This is a genomic window from Ureibacillus yapensis, from assembly GCF_003515775.1.
GTDB classification, from domain to species: Bacteria; Bacillota; Bacilli; order Bacillales_A; family Planococcaceae; genus Ureibacillus; species Ureibacillus yapensis.
Map to the genome: position 1 here is coordinate 13,769 of NZ_QWEI01000007.1, position 17,911 is coordinate 31,679.

General features: G+C 38.5%; 16 protein-coding genes. 5 read left to right on the top strand and 11 right to left on the bottom strand.

Annotation, left to right across the window (positions count from 1 at the left end; all coding sequences use genetic code 11):
* Window positions 1-28: 28 nt before the first annotated feature.
* The 5 genes from cshA to D1B33_RS12675 all read right to left on the bottom strand — a co-directional run bounded on the left by cshA (window position 29) and on the right by D1B33_RS12675 (window position 6,490).
* Window positions 29-1,546: a degradosome RNA helicase CshA gene (cshA, locus tag D1B33_RS12655; protein ID WP_118876768.1), complete on the bottom strand. Its 1,518-nt coding sequence runs from the start codon at window positions 1,544-1,546 to the stop codon at window positions 29-31.
* A gap of 357 nt (window positions 1,547-1,903) precedes the next feature.
* Window positions 1,904-2,599 (bottom strand): alpha/beta hydrolase, encoded by a 696-nt coding sequence (locus D1B33_RS12660; protein ID WP_118876769.1) that lies wholly within the window; start codon window positions 2,597-2,599, stop codon window positions 1,904-1,906.
* Window positions 2,600-3,187: 588 nt separating this feature from the next.
* Window positions 3,188-4,558 carry a UDP-N-acetylmuramoyl-tripeptide--D-alanyl-D-alanine ligase gene (locus tag D1B33_RS12665; protein WP_118876770.1) on the bottom strand — a complete coding sequence of 457 codons (1,371 nt, stop codon included), beginning with the start codon at window positions 4,556-4,558 and terminating at the stop codon, window positions 3,188-3,190.
* 11 nt (window positions 4,559-4,569) lie between these two features.
* Window positions 4,570-5,643 (bottom strand): D-alanine--D-alanine ligase, encoded by a 1,074-nt coding sequence (locus D1B33_RS12670; protein ID WP_118876771.1) that lies wholly within the window; start codon window positions 5,641-5,643, stop codon window positions 4,570-4,572.
* Between the two features lie 97 nt (window positions 5,644-5,740).
* Window positions 5,741-6,490 carry a hypothetical protein gene (locus D1B33_RS12675; RefSeq protein WP_118876772.1) on the bottom strand — a complete coding sequence of 250 codons (750 nt, stop codon included), beginning with the start codon at window positions 6,488-6,490 and terminating at the stop codon, window positions 5,741-5,743.
* 271 nt (window positions 6,491-6,761) lie between these two features.
* Between D1B33_RS12675 and D1B33_RS12680 the strand changes: the two genes are divergently transcribed.
* Complete coding sequence (locus tag D1B33_RS12680) at window positions 6,762-7,949, top strand: FtsW/RodA/SpoVE family cell cycle protein (RefSeq protein ID WP_118876773.1); 1,188 nt, start codon at window positions 6,762-6,764, stop codon at window positions 7,947-7,949.
* A gap of 53 nt (window positions 7,950-8,002) precedes the next feature.
* On the opposite strand, the gene D1B33_RS18780 is transcribed toward D1B33_RS12680, so the two are convergent.
* Entirely contained in the window at window positions 8,003-8,134 is a 132-nt protein-coding gene (locus D1B33_RS18780; RefSeq protein ID WP_267897053.1) for an Lmo0850 family protein, read from the bottom strand.
* 472 nt (window positions 8,135-8,606) lie between these two features.
* Between D1B33_RS18780 and D1B33_RS12685 the strand changes: the two genes are divergently transcribed.
* Together D1B33_RS12685 and cls are read left to right on the top strand one after the other, a co-directional pair.
* Complete coding sequence (locus D1B33_RS12685; RefSeq protein WP_118876774.1) at window positions 8,607-9,425, top strand: YwqG family protein; 819 nt, start codon at window positions 8,607-8,609, stop codon at window positions 9,423-9,425.
* Between the two features lie 156 nt (window positions 9,426-9,581).
* On the top strand, window positions 9,582-11,042 hold the full coding sequence (gene cls / locus D1B33_RS12690; protein WP_118876775.1) for a cardiolipin synthase: 1,461 nt from the start codon (window positions 9,582-9,584) through the stop codon (window positions 11,040-11,042).
* A 37-nt stretch (window positions 11,043-11,079) separates the two neighbouring features.
* On the opposite strand, the gene D1B33_RS12695 is transcribed toward cls, so the two are convergent.
* The 3 genes from D1B33_RS12695 to D1B33_RS12705 all read right to left on the bottom strand — a co-directional run bounded on the left by D1B33_RS12695 (window position 11,080) and on the right by D1B33_RS12705 (window position 13,893).
* Complete coding sequence (locus D1B33_RS12695; RefSeq protein WP_118876776.1) at window positions 11,080-11,913, bottom strand: M15 family metallopeptidase; 834 nt, start codon at window positions 11,911-11,913, stop codon at window positions 11,080-11,082.
* Window positions 11,914-12,114: 201 nt separating this feature from the next.
* Window positions 12,115-12,879 carry a membrane protein insertase YidC gene (gene yidC / locus D1B33_RS12700; RefSeq protein WP_118876777.1) on the bottom strand — a complete coding sequence of 255 codons (765 nt, stop codon included), beginning with the start codon at window positions 12,877-12,879 and terminating at the stop codon, window positions 12,115-12,117.
* A gap of 219 nt (window positions 12,880-13,098) precedes the next feature.
* Window positions 13,099-13,893 carry a helix-turn-helix transcriptional regulator gene (locus D1B33_RS12705; protein WP_118876778.1) on the bottom strand — a complete coding sequence of 265 codons (795 nt, stop codon included), beginning with the start codon at window positions 13,891-13,893 and terminating at the stop codon, window positions 13,099-13,101.
* A gap of 476 nt (window positions 13,894-14,369) precedes the next feature.
* On the opposite strand from D1B33_RS12705, the gene D1B33_RS12710 reads away from it, so the two are divergent.
* Both D1B33_RS12710 and D1B33_RS12715 read left to right on the top strand, forming a co-directional pair.
* On the top strand, window positions 14,370-15,020 hold the full coding sequence (locus D1B33_RS12710; protein WP_118876779.1) for a LytTR family DNA-binding domain-containing protein: 651 nt from the start codon (window positions 14,370-14,372) through the stop codon (window positions 15,018-15,020).
* 306 nt (window positions 15,021-15,326) lie between these two features.
* Window positions 15,327-16,847 carry a succinate CoA transferase gene (locus D1B33_RS12715; protein WP_118876780.1) on the top strand — a complete coding sequence of 507 codons (1,521 nt, stop codon included), beginning with the start codon at window positions 15,327-15,329 and terminating at the stop codon, window positions 16,845-16,847.
* An 82-nt stretch (window positions 16,848-16,929) separates the two neighbouring features.
* Here the strand turns inward: D1B33_RS12715 and D1B33_RS12720 are convergent, their stop codons facing one another.
* Both D1B33_RS12720 and D1B33_RS12725 read right to left on the bottom strand, forming a co-directional pair.
* Window positions 16,930-17,226 (bottom strand): hypothetical protein, encoded by a 297-nt coding sequence (locus D1B33_RS12720; RefSeq protein ID WP_118876781.1) that lies wholly within the window; start codon window positions 17,224-17,226, stop codon window positions 16,930-16,932.
* 409 nt (window positions 17,227-17,635) lie between these two features.
* A complete protein-coding gene (locus tag D1B33_RS12725; protein WP_118876782.1) occupies window positions 17,636-17,911 on the bottom strand; it encodes a GNAT family N-acetyltransferase in 276 nt (91 codons plus the stop codon).

The following is a 17,911-nucleotide window of genomic DNA, read 5'->3' on the forward strand; positions in this document are numbered from 1 at the left end:
AATAAATAGGGCACTTTCATATACTAAATTAGTCTTCACGTCGGCGTGGGGAACTGCTGCGACGACGGTCTCCGTCTTTGCGTCCGCCTTCTCGGCGACCATCACGACGTCCTCCATCACGACGAGCTCCTCCTCCGCTGCGTCCGCCACGACCAAAGTCACGACGTCCACCGCGGGAATCGCCACCGCGACCACGGCCACCACCACCAGAACGTTCTCTACGTGCAGGCAATGGGCGCTCTTCGCTAATTGTCACCGGTGTATCGTCCGGCTCTTTTGTCATGGACTTAATTGCCGCTGCAACTAAATCCACCGCATTATGTTCTTCAAGCAATTCATTCGCTAAAATACGGTAGTCATTTAACTCATTCGCTTGAACGATTTCAACCAACTTCTCCATAGCTACTTTTTGTTGGCCAGCAAGTGCTTCAGATTCTGATGGCGGGCGAAGTGGTGTCATGCGTTTTTTCGTAGTTTCTTCCACGATGCGCAGGTAACCCATCTCGCGTGGTGTTACAAAAGTAACGGCAAGACCCGATTTACCGGCACGACCAGTACGGCCGATACGGTGAACATAGCTCTCTGGATCTTGAGGAATATCAAAGTTATAAACGTGCGTAACACCAGAAATATCAAGACCACGAGCAGCAACATCTGTCGCAACTAGAATGTCGATTTTATTTTCTTTGAATTGACGCAACACCGACATACGTTTTGCTTGGCTTAAGTCACCGTGGATTCCTTCTGCCACGTAACCGCGGATGCTTAACGCTTGTGATAATTCATCAACACGGCGTTTTGTACGGCCAAAGATAATCGCTAGCTCCGGTTGGTGTACATTTAAAATTCGAGTTAACACATCGAACTTTTCGCGTTCTTGAGCTTTTACGAAAAATTGCTCGATATTTTCAACTGTCATTTCTTTGGATTTAATTTTAACCTCTTCAGGGTTTTTCATGAATGTTGATGCAATTTTACGAATTGCAGGCGGCATTGTTGCCGAGAATAATAACGTTTGACGATTCTCTGGAACATTTTCCAGGATCGCATTGATATCATCGATAAAGCCCATGTTTAGCATTTCATCCGCTTCGTCCAATACAAGCGTTTGTACTTGATCAAGCTTTAATGTACGGCGATTAATATGGTCTTGGATACGGCCTGGAGTACCAACGATGATTTGTGGTTTGTTTTTCAGTGCACGGATTTGACGGCTAATATCTTGACCACCATAAACAGATAAAAGTTTTATACGTTTATCATAACCGATTTTATAAAGTTCTTCCGATACCTGGATAGCTAATTCACGAGTAGGAGCGATGATCAATGCTTGAATCGCCGGGTTTTTTGGGTCAATTCTTTCAATTAGTGGAATACCGAATGCTGCTGTTTTACCTGTACCAGTTTGAGCTTGGCCCAATACGTCGCGGCCTTCCATTGCAAACTTAATCGTACCTTCCTGGATGGGTGTGGCTTCTTCAAATCCCATACGTTTTAATGAACGTAATGTCGATTCGCTAATATTTAATTCTGAAAAATTTGTCAAACTCTTCAATCTCCTTTTTTCCTTAAAGTTGACAAATGGTTACATTTTCAGATGAAATGTCGGCAAACTTTGAGCCTAAGTTTGGAACGTTTCCGATACTTAATAATTCCCTGATTATTGTCAGGGAGCGATTTATATGAAAAGGAAAGCCCGGTCTTTGCCGAGCGGTTCAATTCTACACATTTCTTGTTTTCTAATAAATAGAATAAAACCGTTTAAATTCAAAAAAAAGCACTCTTCATCTGTTTTCTTGAAGAGCCTTCGCACAAAATGTATCCATTGCTAAAATTAGTCTATCACGGCTCTTGACCACATTGCAACGATATTGCTCTTGTTATAATATTTTTAATATTCGTGCTAGCTTTTCAAGAAATTTAAAACTTTCGGAAACCATATGTCACAATCATTACTATAGCAAATATGATGCTTACCAATTGGCGAAATGTATAACTCCTTTTGCTGCGCAGCAAGTTGGTCATATAAATATTGAGCTGTTGTGTAAGGGACAATCCCATCCAATTGCCCTTGCACTAAAAAAGTTGGTGCTGTGATTTTCTTCAAATAAGGCTCCACTTGACGGACGATATTCATAAATTGGAAGGTGCTGCTCACCGGTACATTTTTTATTTTGCTCTCGTATCGTTTAAATAATTCGTTGTCGCTCAATTGCCCACGAATTGCATCTTTTGACACCTTTTTAAGGTCTGCCAGAATTTGCGCCGGTGCTATATATTTAGCTGCCGCACTTAATAAAACAAGCTTTTTTACTTTATAGCGGATAGCTAAATACATAGCGATGATTCCACCCATTGAAAAGCCGACAATATAAATTTCATCTGCTTTTTTTGATAATTTTCTGTAGGCGATTTCAGCATCCATCAACCAGTGTTCCGCTTTATAGCCTTTTAATGCGAGAGCTTCAACCTCGCCATGACCGGCAAGCGTTGGTTTTTCAATCACCCAATCTGTATTTTTTTGTATGTAAAAAGCCAGTGGATCGATTTCATACGGACCGCCAGAAAATCCATGAATCATCAAAACCCCAATGCTCATTGATTTCCCTCCTAATAAGAAAAGCGAAGGCGGCTCGATTAGCTCAGACAAGCGTTGGCCGACAACAACGCCACGTCGTGTGGCACTGTCGGCACTTGCACATCCTGTGCTTCGGAGACTCCGACAAGAAGGCGCTTTTTGCCTTCGTAGGAGGAGTCGAAACGCTCGAGGAGCTAGCCGCCGGAGCTGGACAAAAGAAAAGCGGAGAACGCCCGTTAGCTCCGCGTCGGCGAAAACGCAACGTCGTGTTGCAGATGTTTTTTTGCGCGAAAGCAAAGCGACAGCAGCATCGCCGACATGACTCACAACGCGAGCGCCCCAACAACTGGCCGACAATAACGCCACGTCGTGTGGCAGATGTTTTTTGCGCGAAAGCGAAGCGACAGCAGCATTGTCGGCACTAGCACATCCATGTGCGTCGGAGGGGCTGACAAAAGGGCGCTCTTTGCCCTTTTAGGCAGTTCCGAAGTTGTCGAGGAGCTGGCGTTCGCAGCTGGATACTGTTCAAACTCAAAAACTCCACATCTTCTTTTCCCTCTAAAAAAAGGCACTAATAAGACTGACATTGTCTTAAAAGTACCTTTTTCCTTATAAAAACGATTCTAAAATTGTTTCCAGTTTCATGCCACGCGAACCCTTAAGCAAAATCAAGGTTTTATCCGCCTTTGCATGTTCATTTATATAAGCAACAATTTCATCGTAATGGTTCTCCGTATAAAGCAAACGCTCTTCGGAGAATTGGTACTTCAATTGTTCATATAACCATTTCATTCGCGGTCCAAACATACAGACCCTCGAAATGTTTTCAGAATCGATGACCGTTGCAATCTGCTCATGAAACGGCTTTTCGTTTTCGCCCAATTCCAGCATATCGCCCAGCACCAACCACTTATCTTCGCGCAGAGATGTTGATTGGACAAACTGAATCGCGGCCGTCATGGAGGTTGGTGCTGCGTTATAAGCATCATTAATAAAGAGAATTCCTTTTTTCGTAGGCACTAATTGCATGCGCATATCCGTTAAAAAAACTTGAGACAACCCATGGCGAATTTGCTCTTCGTCCAGTCCAAGGGCTTTTCCGGCCAACATGGCATTTAGCGCGTTTTTCACTTGATGCTTCCCTAACACAGGAATGAAGAAGTCCCCTTCCAACTCTCCATTAACGGTAAATCGGCTTCCCTTTTCAGTTGTTTCAATCGAAGTTACTGTTAAATCGTTTCCTTCCTGGAACCCAAAGGATTTTGACTTCAGTTGGGATTGCTTTTCTACTAAATTGAGCAGAAGCGGTTCGTCGCCATCATAAAATAGAACGCCATCCGAGTTTAACCCTTGAATAATCTCAAATTTCGCTTGGGCGATTCCTTCACGCGAACCCAAGTCCTGCATGTGCGCTTCGCCGATATTCGTAATGATTGCCAAATGAGGTTCAGCAAGCTTCGTTAAAAACTCGATTTCGCCAAATCCGCTCATTCCCATTTCCAATACTGCAATCTCCGTATCTTCATCCAGATTCAGGAGGGTGATCGGCAACCCTAACTGATTATTATAATTGCCGATTGTTTTTTGCACTTTAAAATAAGGAGACAACATACTGGCCATTATATCTTTTGAGGATGTTTTTCCGTTTGATCCTGTCACACCGATAAATTTCGCTCCATGTCTGCGTCGATAGGCACGCGCCAATTGTTGCAAAGCATGCTCTGCATCGTCGACCAATAAAATTGGCCGATCTTTTGGAGGATTGGGTTCATCCTTTAGCCAAAGTGCGGCAGCTGCACCTTTTTCAAATGCCTGTTCTACATATTTGTGGCCATTGACCGCTTCCCCGCGGAAAGGAATAAATAAGTCTCCTTTCCGGATGGTTCTTGTATCAATCGAAACACCTTCCACCACTACATCAGGGAAATCCGTATGTTCAATATGAAGCCAATTGGCAATTTCTTTTATCGTTCTTTTCATGATTCTTCACTCTAATCTCGATTGTATTGTAGTTGTTGTTTTTCTGTGTGGCGTTCAATTGCCAACTCAATTAATGCATCAATTAATTGAGGATATTCTATGCCGGTATGCTGCCATAACAAAGGATACATGCTGACAGGCGTAAAACCAGGCATCGTGTTGACTTCATTAATCAAGACTTCATTATTATCCGTTACAAAGAAATCCGAACGTACAAGACCTGAACAATCCAATATTTTGAAAGCGCGAACAGCCATATCTTTCATTGCACTTTCCACCTCTGAAGTGATTTCAGCAGGAATGATCAAAGCTGTAGAGCCATCTTTATATTTGGAGTCATAGTCATAAAACTCGGTCATCGGTTTGATTTCTCCGGCAACAGATACTTTCGGGGCGTCATTTCCCAATACTGCCATTTCAATTTCCCGCGCTTTAACCCCTTGTTCCACAAGCACTTTACGGTCATATTGGAAGGCTAGTTGAATCGCTTGAATTAGTTCTTCACGATTTGACGCCTTGCTAATTCCAACACTCGACCCTAAATTAGCAGGTTTAACGAACATAGGCCATGTTAATTCGTTTTCGCATTTTTCTACAAGCTCAGTTTGATTTTGATTCCACTCTTTTCGGATAAAGTGAACATAAGGAACCTGGTTTAAACCGGCAACACTAAACAATTGTTTCATTGTTACTTTATCCATCCCGGCTGCCGATGCCAGTACGCCGTTTCCTACATAAGGGAAATTCAACACTTCCAGCAAACCTTGGACCGTGCCATCCTCCCCATTTGTACCATGCAGCAAAGGGAAAACAACATCAAATTGAGCTTGAGTGTTTTGATCTAATATAAATTCTGTAATATTATTCGGGGAGCTGCCATTTCGTTTGAATTGCAGCTCTTCAATTGATTCGACGGGTTTTGTTATTTGAGGTCCTCTAAGCCACTGACCATCCAATGTGATGAAAATTGGATATACTTCATACTTGTCATAATTGATTGCTTTTGTCACTGCTGCCGCTGTTGATAGAGATACTTCATGCTCAGCAGATTTCCCCCCATATAATAAACCAACGCGCTTTTTCATTTTTAGACCTCCAAAATATTGAGTATTTTTAGTTTAACATGATTTTGCATCGTAAAGATAAAAAACTCCCTGTCAAAAAATTGCTATGACAGAAAGTTTAAGTGATTTTGATGAGTTCATCGTAACTTTGTTTTAATATAGCGTTTAAATCATCCCACACTTCATCGGGATAATCATAATCGGAAAGAGTTCGAAGTTCAACACCATAGGAATTATTCTGTTTTTCCAGCTTATATAAAGATAAAAGAACACCTTCTTTGGCAAAAGGGCGGTAAGCCTTCAGGATAATCGGATCCAAGGCAGGAATCGCATCTTTTGATTTTCTGCGCCAAAAACCGACATTCCCTTCTTTTTCCTTAATGAACCGATTAAATAAATTTGAAACAAGGTATTCCGAATCATTTAAATATCGAAAATAAATCTTAGTCATCTTGTCATTTTCCGATGAATAGTAAATATAGCGATTTTGCAGTTTTGAAAAGAATGGAGAATAAATCGGTTCTCTTTTGTGGCTAATATAAAGCAATTCCGCTTGTTCTGTCGGCATGAGCTGGTTAAGATCTTTTTCATGAATAAAATCAATCCAACACAGATCACCGCCAGCATCGTCTGCTTTCTTCGCAAAATTCGCCAATTCATCGTTCGATACAAAATCAAATTGTGTATGCATATTAAATGATCCGTCATCGTAGTTGTGCTTAAGCAACAGCAAGTTGGGTATTGGATCGACCGAGCTAACAAACTGCTTAAATGTCAAGCCACTATAAATCACGAAATGATCCACATCATTCATATGAACATACAAATGATGTATAAAATCATCCGCAGTTTTTTGTCTTTTCCCCATACGATCACTCTCCAACATTTCAATACATTAGTTATTATATGATGTATTTCTAAAATTTGAAACATTTTCATCTTTGTTTTCGTCGTAAGTTTGCGTATTATTTGCCTGCACTTTTGCAGCTCGAATCTGAAATGGGGATTTTATCACTTTGTTGCAAAAATAATCTTTTCCGTCACAAACGATTATCCCCTTTTAATCCTTTCTATGATAAAGTAAAATGTGCTAGTGCAAGAAAATACTATAAATCTTCAATTCTAATTAGGTGAAATAAATGAACAATAACACGAATTTTGCAAGTCGATTCGATTGGAAGCTTGCTTTTATTCTTTTCACATTCCTGGTCGTCAGTCTGCTGGCCATTTCTTCTGCCCAGACAACCGGCCAATATGGTGAAAATTTCGTATTAAAGCAATTAATCAATTATGTAGTTGCTGCTGTTATCATTGCAATTGTTATTTATTTTGATCCCGATCAATATAAAAAAATGGCATGGTATTTATATGGTTTTGGATTGTTGCTGCTGATTATTCTGGCAATCATTCCCGCATCGGAAGGCGGATTTGTCATTGAACGGAATGGGGCAAAAAGTTGGTTTTCAACACCCCTGGGCAGTATGCAGCCTTCCGAATTTATGAAAACTTTTTATATATTGGCCACTGCATTGCTGATAAGCAAGCATCATGAAAAAAATCCGCTAAAAAACATAAAAACGGATTTTCTGTTATTGGGCAAAATCGGAATAACTTTGGCTGTTCCACTCGCATTTATCATGATGCAACCCGACTTGGGATCTGCATTAGTGTTCTTTGCAATTACAGCTGCATTAATTATTGTTGCAGGGATTTCATGGAAAATTATTTTGCCTGTTTTTGCTGCATCTGTTGTAGTTGGCGGCTCGTTGCTTTGGATGGCTTTATATATGCAAGATTTCCTTGAAGAAAAATTCGGGTTTAGCGCATATCAATTTGCTCGAATTTACTCATGGCTTGATCCATACTCCTATTCCTCGGACTCCGGGTATCATCTTATTACATCGCTTAATGCGATTGGTTCCGGTGAAATTTTTGGAAAGGGCTATATGGGAAGAGAAGTTTATGTTGCCGAAAATCATACCGACTTTATCTTTACCGTTATAGGCGAAGAGTGGGGGTTCATTGGTGCAAGCTTCGTCATCTGTTTATACTTCCTGTTAATCTATCATTTAACAAAATTGACTTTAACTTTAAAAGATCCTTTCAGCACCTATGTTTGTGCAGGAATTATTGCGATGATTACTTTCCATGTATTCGAAAATATCGGAATGACAATCCAGCTGCTGCCGATTACCGGTATTCCCTTGCCTTTTATTAGCTACGGTGGAAGTTCCCTTATGGGTAATGCCTTGGCGATTGGTTTGGTTTTCAGTATGAAATACCATTATAAATCCTATATGTTCTCCACTAACGACGACGATGATTAAAACGCGAAAAATCCCGACCACTAAGGATCGGGATTTTTTAGTTTTTCATCAGTCTATACTTGTGGAGTTTGTGTTGGTGGTGTTAATACTTTCAATATTTCAAGACGCGACTTTGTAACTGTTGCGGTTACACCTAATTTGGATAAATTCGAAACGATTTTCTTTAAGTCTACTTCCTTCGCCATGTTGTCCACCTAACCTTCCTAATATGTCTAACGTACGCTCACTCTAAAAGTTTCCATTTTTATAAGATGTCTGACCATTCTTCTCCATTTTATCATAACATGTTAAGCTGTATTATAATTTTTCATTTCTGTTACAATTTTAATTTGTCAACTAATTAACACCCATTTTTGAAAACCAAACTCCGATTATGCCGCTGATTATGATTACTTAAGGATTATAGCCAACCATTCATGAAATTAAACTTCATTTACGGAAATTCATAAATTGTTCACTTTTAAATAAACAAGTTGGTTCAGGACATGAAAAATGATGAGACTACGTATAGTTAAATGCATCCCGTTTTTTTTACTTTATCCTCAAAAACCATCAAGACGCTTCTATTGGTTCCATATATGAGCAGAATAATGTTTTATGTTTTAAAATTTGGAGAATTAGAAAAGCATAAAGCAATAAGCAATAGGAGGAATTTTAATGCCAACAGATTATTCTTTTCATTTACCGAACCCACTAGAAGGTTTCCGCAAAAGCATTGAGTCCTCGGCAAGCGATGCTTTATGGCTTACTCCCGTTCAGCAAAAGCTTGGTTTAACCGATAGCAAATTTGCCGGGAAACCTTATTTGCCAAAATCCCACTTATATCCTAAAGATTCTGATGGTCAATATATGCCGTTATTGGCACAATTTAATTTAGAACAAATGCCCTCCCTGCCGGATTTCCCAGCTAAAGGGCTGCTGCAATTTTTTATTTCGGAACAATTCAGTTATTCAAGGGAGAAAAAAGAAGAAAGGCTTTTTCAGCAAGATTTTAAAGTTCGATATTTCCCGTCAATTTTACCCGAGTCCCAACTCGTCGATGATTTTTCTTTTTTAAAAACAAGCTGTACTTTCCCGATTCAAAAAGAAATGAAGGTTGATTTCACACGTGGGTTGGAACCGGTTTCCTCTTCGGATTACAGAAGAAAATATTTACTTCATCCTTCTTTTTCGAAGGATCATGTCATCAGTGAGGACGGTCGGACTTTTGAGGAAATTTACAACGAAGCTTTTTTAGCAGCTGATCATAAACTCGGCGGCTATCCTTATTTTATCGAACAAGATACCAGAAAAGATTCTGCCCTGCTAAAAAAATTTGATACCTTATTGCTTCAAATTGTATCGAATGATGAGCAAGGGATTATGTATGGCGACTCAGGAATCTTGAAATTTTTCATCAATAAAAAAAGTTTGCGGGAAGGTGACTTCTCCTCTGTATACTTTATAGCGGAACAGTATGATTCTTTTTCACCATAGAGATATAAGGGAGCTTCATGGAAATCTGCTTATCTTGTTTTTTCTATAATTGAAATGGCACGTTTTCCGCCTTTATAAAATAAGATGTGTTTAAATGCTACAAACTAACTAATTAAGCTATAATTGGGTTAATCAAAGATAAGTAGGTGCTGTCCTATGAATGTGCTGATCAATGTTGATTCTAATACTATTTTCCTTATTATCATGGTTATAAATATTCTTTTGGCCATTGCAGTCATTTTCCTCGAAAGAAAAGACCCAAGCTCAACCTGGGCTTGGATCTTGGTGTTGTTTTTCCTTCCTTTGGCAGGATTCATTATGTATTTATTGCTTGGTCGACCCATGCGCAAAAAACACCTCTTCCGTTGGGATGGGCAAAAGGATATCGGAATCGACAAGCTGATTAGTTACCAAATCGAGGCGCTTGAAAAAAATTCTCTTGAATTTCGCTCTGAAGAAGTAGGCAAATACAAAAATTTGATCCACATGAACTTAATCACGAGCGATTCTGTTTTGACCCAAGATAATCATATCGACATATACGACGATGGTACAAAGAAATTTGAAGCTTTAATCGAGGATATTGAAAATGCAAAAGACCATATTCACATTCAATATTATATTTTCAAATTGGATAATCTGGGAAAGAGAATTTTGGCCGTCTTAAAAAAGAAAGCGCAGCAAGGTGTCACGGTTCGCCTCCATTATGATGAAATGGGCTCAAGAGGGGTAAAAAAGAGACACTTTAAAGAATTGTTGGAAGCAGGCGGAGAAGTAGAAGTTTTTTTCCCTTCCATCTTGCCCCTTATAAATCCTCGCCTAAACTTCAGAAACCACCGCAAAATTGTAGTGATCGATGGCCGCATCGGTTATATCGGCGGCTTCAATGTAGGGGATGAATATTTAGGGTTAAGCAAAAAATTCGGCTATTGGCGTGATACCCATATTAGGGTGGAGGGCAGTTCAGTACACCCTTTGCAAACACGTTTCTTGCTGGATTGGAATCAGGCAAGCAATAATAACGTCAACTATTCCGAACGTTATTTTCCGGCTATCCCCCAAAAGGGCGAAATTGCGATGCAAATCGTTTCCAGTGGCCCGGATCTTGAGTTCCCGGCTATTAAAAACGGGTATTTAAAGTTATTAATGAGTGCTAAACGCTATATTTATATACAGACGCCTTATTTAATTCCGGATAGCAGTTTTCTAAATGTCATTGAAATTGCCGCGTTGTCCGGCATTGATGTCCGCATCATGATTCCAAATAAACCGGATCATATGTTTGTTTATTGGGCTACCTATTCTTACGTCGGCAGATTGCTGCAGGCGGGAGTGAAAATCTTTATTTATGAAAAAGGATTTATTCATGCGAAAACGATTGTCATTGATGATGAAGCTTCCACCGTCGGAACAGCGAATATTGATGTGCGCAGCTTTAGTTTAAATTTCGAGGTAAACGCCTTTATTTATGATCGCGCGATTTCCCATGAGCTTGCTGAAATATTCGAAAAAGATATCTTCGATTGTACGGAGTTAACGCTTGAGAAGTATAATAATCGATCCTTCTTTACTAAATTTAAAGAGTCGATTTCCAGACTGCTAACCCCAATTTTATAAGAAAATTAAAAGATGGCGTTCGAAAACGCCATCTTTTCTACTCTATCCCCAAATATTCTTCCAGTGTGACCTTTGCGTTTTTCACCTTTGTTGCTAAATCTACACCTAAATAACGGAAATGCCACGATTCGTACATATACCCTGTTATGTTTTCTTTTCCTGGAGGGTAGCGCAAGATAAATCCATAGTTATGTGCATTTTCAACTAACCATTTTCCCGCTTCCGTTTCACCGAACTCTTCGGTCAACCATAGATCCTCTTTTCCCTTTTCTCCTATATCAAAGGCAAGCCCTGTTTGGTGTTCCGAGTACCCAGGTCTTGCGCTATAGCGGTCTGCGTTTTCCTGGCCATCCCGATCCACATAATTATTGTATAGTGTTTGTTGATATTCAAAAGAACGATATGTACTGAAAGCAACAAGTTCGAATCCCGCCACTTTCGCATCTCCCGCCATTTTCTCAAAGGCAGATCTGGCTTCTTTGCTCTCTCCAGGTGCAAAATCGCTTGGCAAAGGATATTTCTTATTGGCAATTAAAACCCCTTCAACATAGACAGGTTCACTTGGCAATGGCTGCCCTTCAATATAGCCGCCATTTGTGAGAGGCTCCTGCGGCTCGGTTTGTTCCTCACCGTTTTCCTTGGGTTCCTCCGTTGTTTTCTGTTCCTGAGTGTTGTTTTCAGGTTGATTTTCTTGCTCACCTTTATTTTCTTCAACCGGCGTCTGACCTGCATCGTTATCGTGCAGATTCTTTTGGTTCCAATAGAAAAACATCGCTATTATAATCGCTATAACGACGGCAATACCCACGCCAATCCAAATAAAGCTCTTTTTGCTTTTTTTGGCACTGCCGTAATAGGTAGTTCTTTTCATAATCAAATTTACCTCTTTCTTATACAATGTTTTTATTTTAGCACTGTTTCTCCCAATTTACTTCACTATATATTCGTTTTTTATTGTAAAATAATCTGGGTAATTTAGTATAAAAAATTAATATTTTAAGGATGTAATAATCCGCGTTATTCTTCCTACAAATAAAAAGAGCCGAGGTACAAAATAACCTCGACTTTGTTTTTATGGTTTTGCTGCCGCTTCCGGATGTTCGGAATAATATTTTCTGCCTATATACGTTTGAATGATTAACAATAATCCACTCACCGACCAATATAGAGGCAACGCAGCCATAGAAGTGAAGGAAATGAATACGATCATAATTGGTGAAATATAAATCATTAACTTCATTTGGGCTTGTTGGGCTTCAGGCACTGTCCAAAGCGAAACTTTCGCCTGAACAAAATACACAATCCCTGCGATGATTGTCATCACTATATCCGGTGTTCCAAGGTCGAACCAAAGGAATTCATGCGTCTTTACATCTTGGGAATAAAGAATCGCAAAGTATAACCCCATGATGACTGGCATTTGAATGACAATCGGCAAGCACCCCATATTCAATGGATTGATGCCATGTTCTCGATACAGACCCAGCATTTCTTGTTGAATCGCCATTTGCTCTTCTTTTGTTTGAGCAGCTTTTAATCTCTCTTGAATCTCATCCATCTTTGGTTTGACAACATCCATTTTTGATTTCATTTGAGATTGTCGACGGTAATTTTTCAGCATAAATGGCATTAAGATTAAACGAATAACTACAGTAATCGCAATAATTGCCAAACCATAACTGCCATTAAAAATATCATTCCCCAAAAAATGCAGCAACCAATTCATCGGTTTGACGAATGTATCATAGAAGAATCCTTCTTGATTTTCGACCGCTTGACACCCTGTTAATACAAGCAGCATCAAACCCAACATCGAAAATAGTTTCAGTTTTTTCATTTTTCCACCTACTATTTAGATTCGCTAGTTGAAGTATACAGTATAAACTTTATGAATATCAAATGACAGATAGAAAGAAAAGCCAAATACAGTTGGCCGTTCTTGCCAACTGTATATAATCATATGCGCCTTACAGTTAGAGTTTAACCCCCGATGAATTAATTGCATTTCGAGTTCATCACAACGCCTATAGAATTAGGAGAGTTCTACCGAATGAAGTCAAACGTTTTCCAGTTCAACTTCCGGTACATCAAATCGATAAAATTCATGGTGCAGCTCATCCCTGAAATGCTTCGGTGTGACACTTGTATATTTTTTAAAGATTCTTGTAAAGTAACTTTGGTTGCAGAAATGAAATTGTTTAGATATAGAGGTAATGCTTTTATTGGTATGTCTCAAATAATATTGCGACTCTTCCACTCTTCTAACATTTAAATATTCTACTAAAGTTATGCCAACATGCTCTCTAAAAATTCTAGATAAATGGCTGGTACTTATGTGAAATTTTTGAGCAATGCTTTCAACTGTTAAATCACTTTCAAGTTCATCGTTTATGTACATGATTACTTTATTGACTGTTTGATGTCTAAACGTAGGTTGCTTGCGATCTGCAATAAAATAAACATAGAAATCGATTAAATCATCGGCAAATTGGAGAAACTCGGCATCTTTCATCTTATTTTCGACCATATCGGCACATGCTAAATTAAAGGCAAATGCTTTCTTGGACGGCACTTGATTATCAAGAAGTTTGCGCGCAATAATGGACGAAAGAATAACAAAATAGTTCCTTACTACCTTAATGACCTGTTTGCCGAAACGAATTGACAAAATATCAATAATTTCATGCAACGATTTCTTTGCTTTAGCCGACTCCAAATGAAAGATTTCAAATAACAGCTTGGATTCAATATTATAAAAATCTTCAATTCCGTTATATAAATTTATACTGTCAATTTCCTGAAAGTATCGTTTTGAAATTGTTTCTGATATTGAATGTGGATGTAGCTGCATAGATTACCCCATCTTTCTTAGTTTGCGAATTGTACGGGTTTATAACCAGACAATTTTGCATCATTTGAAATATATTTTTAAGTATGTACATCTTTTCTTTTATGATATAAATGATTTATTAATAAAAAAATGCTAAAAAATTAACTGAAAATATAAAATAAATGAGAATAAAGAATTAAATATTTGTAACTAAAATGAATATTACCATAATTTTGTTTTTTTTCAAACTGTATTTTATAAGGCAAACGCAGTTTTAGAATACTCCTTCTTGCTTTACATATACTATGCAAACCTTGATGTATCCTGTTATACACTATTTTTGCCGAAAATAATAAAAAGTGACAAAAATAAGAAGAAAATTTTCAAATTAACTGAAAAATCCTAACTTATTCAAAAATCTTCTCTATTATATTTATTAAAAACTGTAGTAAAATGATATTATATATTTATAAATGTATATAAATGAGGTGTCATAAGTGGAACCAAAACAAATCGAAGAAATTATGGATATAATCAAGGATTTCTTCCCTGAAAATACGTCAATCGCTATATCGGATACAAATGAGTACTTATATTATCAACCCAGCAAAAAAGTTGATTTAAAAATTAAACCAGGCGACCCGGTTAAAGAAGGTTCAGCTGCGCACAAAGCTCTTACATATGGCCAAAAAATCAATACTTACATCGAATCGGATGTTTTTGGGGTTCCTTACTATGGGATGAGCATTCCTTTAATTGAAGAAGGAGAAACGAAAGGTGCCGTTACAGCGATCTTCCCACAAAAGCCTTCGCCGTTTTTAACAAACTATATCACGATTAAAATCGATGATTGCTGGTACCCAATCAAACACAACCAAGTTATATATCTTGAAACTCAACTGCGTAAAACATTTGTAAAAACCATGAATCGCGAAGGATATCATCGCTTGAATCTGAGTGATCTGGAATTATTCCTGGCACCTGATTCATTTATTCGCTGCCATCGTTCTTATATAGTGAATATTGACTTTATCGAAGAAATCCAGCCAGATTCCCATTCGACTTTCTTATTGATCATGAAAGACGGAACCAGAATCCCTGTTAGCCAAAGATACGCAAGCTACTTCCGCCGTTCTTTAGGATTCTAAAAAACAAATTCTAAAATTTATTAACCCTTTATTATATCGGTCTTTGTACATTGTGCAAAGTCCGATTGTATTTTTATGCAAGTTACATCCACCTATTATTCTCTATTAAAATCATTTTTCATTCGAAACCACATTATTATTCTCGAAAAAACGTTTTTTAAGCACTTTCATGCGTTTTTTGAAGATTTTGTGACATTTCGGTGCTATTATATCTATACAAGTTGGATTATTTTTCAACCTAATAAACAAAAAATTTCTTTTTTTCTATTAATAGTCTACATATTAAATATAGGGGAGGATTTTTTTATGGATCCAAGAATTGAGAAACGCTTAGGTTTAAAACAATTAGTAGATAAAGTTGTATCTGCCGACGAAGCTGCTGCTCTGATCAGCGATGGTGATGTAGTAGGTATGAGTGGATTTACTCGTGCCGGAGATGCGAAAGTAGTACCGATGGCATTGGCAGAACGCGCAAAAAACGAAAAATTCAAAATTGACATATACACTGGCGCATCACTTGGTCCGGAAGTGGACAAGTATTTAGCTGAAGCTGGTGCTATTCGCAAACGTGGGCCTTTCATTGGCGACCCAGGCATTCGCAACTTAATCAACTCTGGTGAGGTTACATATGTAGATGCCCACCTTTCACACAATGCTGAATTAGTGCGCCAAGGAATCATTGGCCCTATTAAATATTTAATTATGGAAGCTGCCGCTATTACTGAAGATGGATTGATCATCCCTACAACATCTGTAGGCAACTCTCCAATCTTTGCACAATATGCAGAAAATATTATTATCGAGCTAAACCTTTCTCACCCTGAAAGCCTTATTGGAATTCATGATATTTATGTACCTGCCCAACAAGGTGAGCGTGAACCAATCCCAATGACAAATGTCAAAGAACGTCTAGGTGAAATCGGTATCCGCGTTGCACCGGAAAAAATCAAGGCAATTGTTGTTTCTGAAGAGCCGGATGCACCTTCATTAATCGTACCGCCAGACGAAGAAACACAAAATATGGCAAACATTTTACTTGATTTCTTCCGTTCTGAAATTAAAGCCGGTCGTTTAACAAACAGCTTGATGCCTTTACAATCCGGTGTTGGTTCAGTAGCTAACGCTGTATTGGATGGTTTTGCGGACTCTGAGTTTGAAAACTTGGTTGTCGCTTCAGAAGTACTGCAAGATGCAGTATTCAACTTGATTGATGCAGGTAAAGTAAGCTTTGCAGCTGCTACATCCATTACACTTTCTGAAGAATTGCAGAAAAAGGTTTATGGAAACCTAGAGCGTTATGCAGACAAATTATGTTTGCGTCCTCAAGAGATTTCCAACCATCCTGAGTTGATTCGCCGTCTCGGATTAATTTCCATTAATACCGCTCTAGAGTTGGATATTTACGGAAATGTAAACTCTACACATGTTAGCGGTACAAAAATGATGAACGGGATCGGTGGTTCCGGTGACTTTGCCCGCAACGCCCGTCTTGGTATCTTTGTAACGAAATCATACGCTAAAGGTGGCGCTATTTCGTCAATCGTGCCAATGGTATCTCACGTAGACCATACAGAACATGATGTAGACGTGATCGTAACAGAGCAAGGTATTGCAGACTTACGTGGTCTTGCTCCAAAAGAACGTGCTGCACTAATTATCGAAAACTGTGCTCACCCAGACTTCAAAGAACAACTGCGTGATTACTACAACCGTGCTGTAGAAGCAACTGGCAACAGCCAAACTCCTCACATCTTGGAGGAAGCTCTTTCTTGGCATGTAAACCTTGCAAAAAACAAAACAATGAAAAAAGAAGTAACGAACGCTTAAGAATTGGATAATTCGGTTCGATTCAAAAAAAGGGAAGCTCCACAGATTGTGGAACTTCCCTTTTTTCATTGAGTTTGATCAATTAATTGATTTGTTCTTTTTGGTCACCTTCGTTGTAGTAGGCAAGAGCAGTTTGCGCTCCACCTTCAGAGATGAAATGATTTTCGCCAATTTTTGTATCTGTTGTTCCAGCAGGCGTTTCAGCAATCTCTTGCAACGATTGGGTACCCGCTCTTTCCTTTTGTGAACCAAAATATTGATCCTTCATATCATTAATGAACTTCATCGTTTTATCGCGGTTTTCTTTTTTGCTTAAGTACGATGCAGCTCCCGCTACCAATGCCGAAACTACAAAGCCTTTACCTTTTAATTTTGCCATTGTTAATCCCCTCCAATAATTTGTATGTATTTACTTTTCCCCACTTTCATTTAAATAAACTTTTCATTTTTTGTTTATCTTTTTTCATATTGTGGAAGAGAGATATAACAGCAATTGGTAACTAGATAAAAACTTCTATCTACTTAAAATCATTTCACTTTCAATCCATCATTCCCGACTTTATCACTTTTTATTAATAAACACCCCGAATTGAAGAGGAGGAACAGACAATGATAGACGAAAAAGAAGCGACATTTGACAAAAAAGAAGTTATCTCCATTATCATCGCATCAGCGGTTGTAACTTTAATTGTCTATGGTTTTACATTCCTTTTTTAAAAATCTGTACTCATTTTTGCTCTACATGAAAAGGGTGTCCAAAATTTTACTACTTTGAACACCCTTTATTTTTATGCTTTTATATCGTCATATTCTCCACTTGCAAATGCTGCAACAACATAAGAGCAGATTGGATTCATTTTCAATCCATTTTGTCTTGCGTAGTCCGCTGCCTGATCAAGCAATTTTTTTGCAACCCCTTTACCGCGCAAATCACCTGATACATACGTATGCGTCATATCCATAACTTGGTCTTGCTGTGTCCATTCAATTTCTGCTAGTGTTTCCCCTTCTTTATATTCAAAAGCAAAATGTTTTGGACCTTTTTCTACTAGTGTGAAATTCAT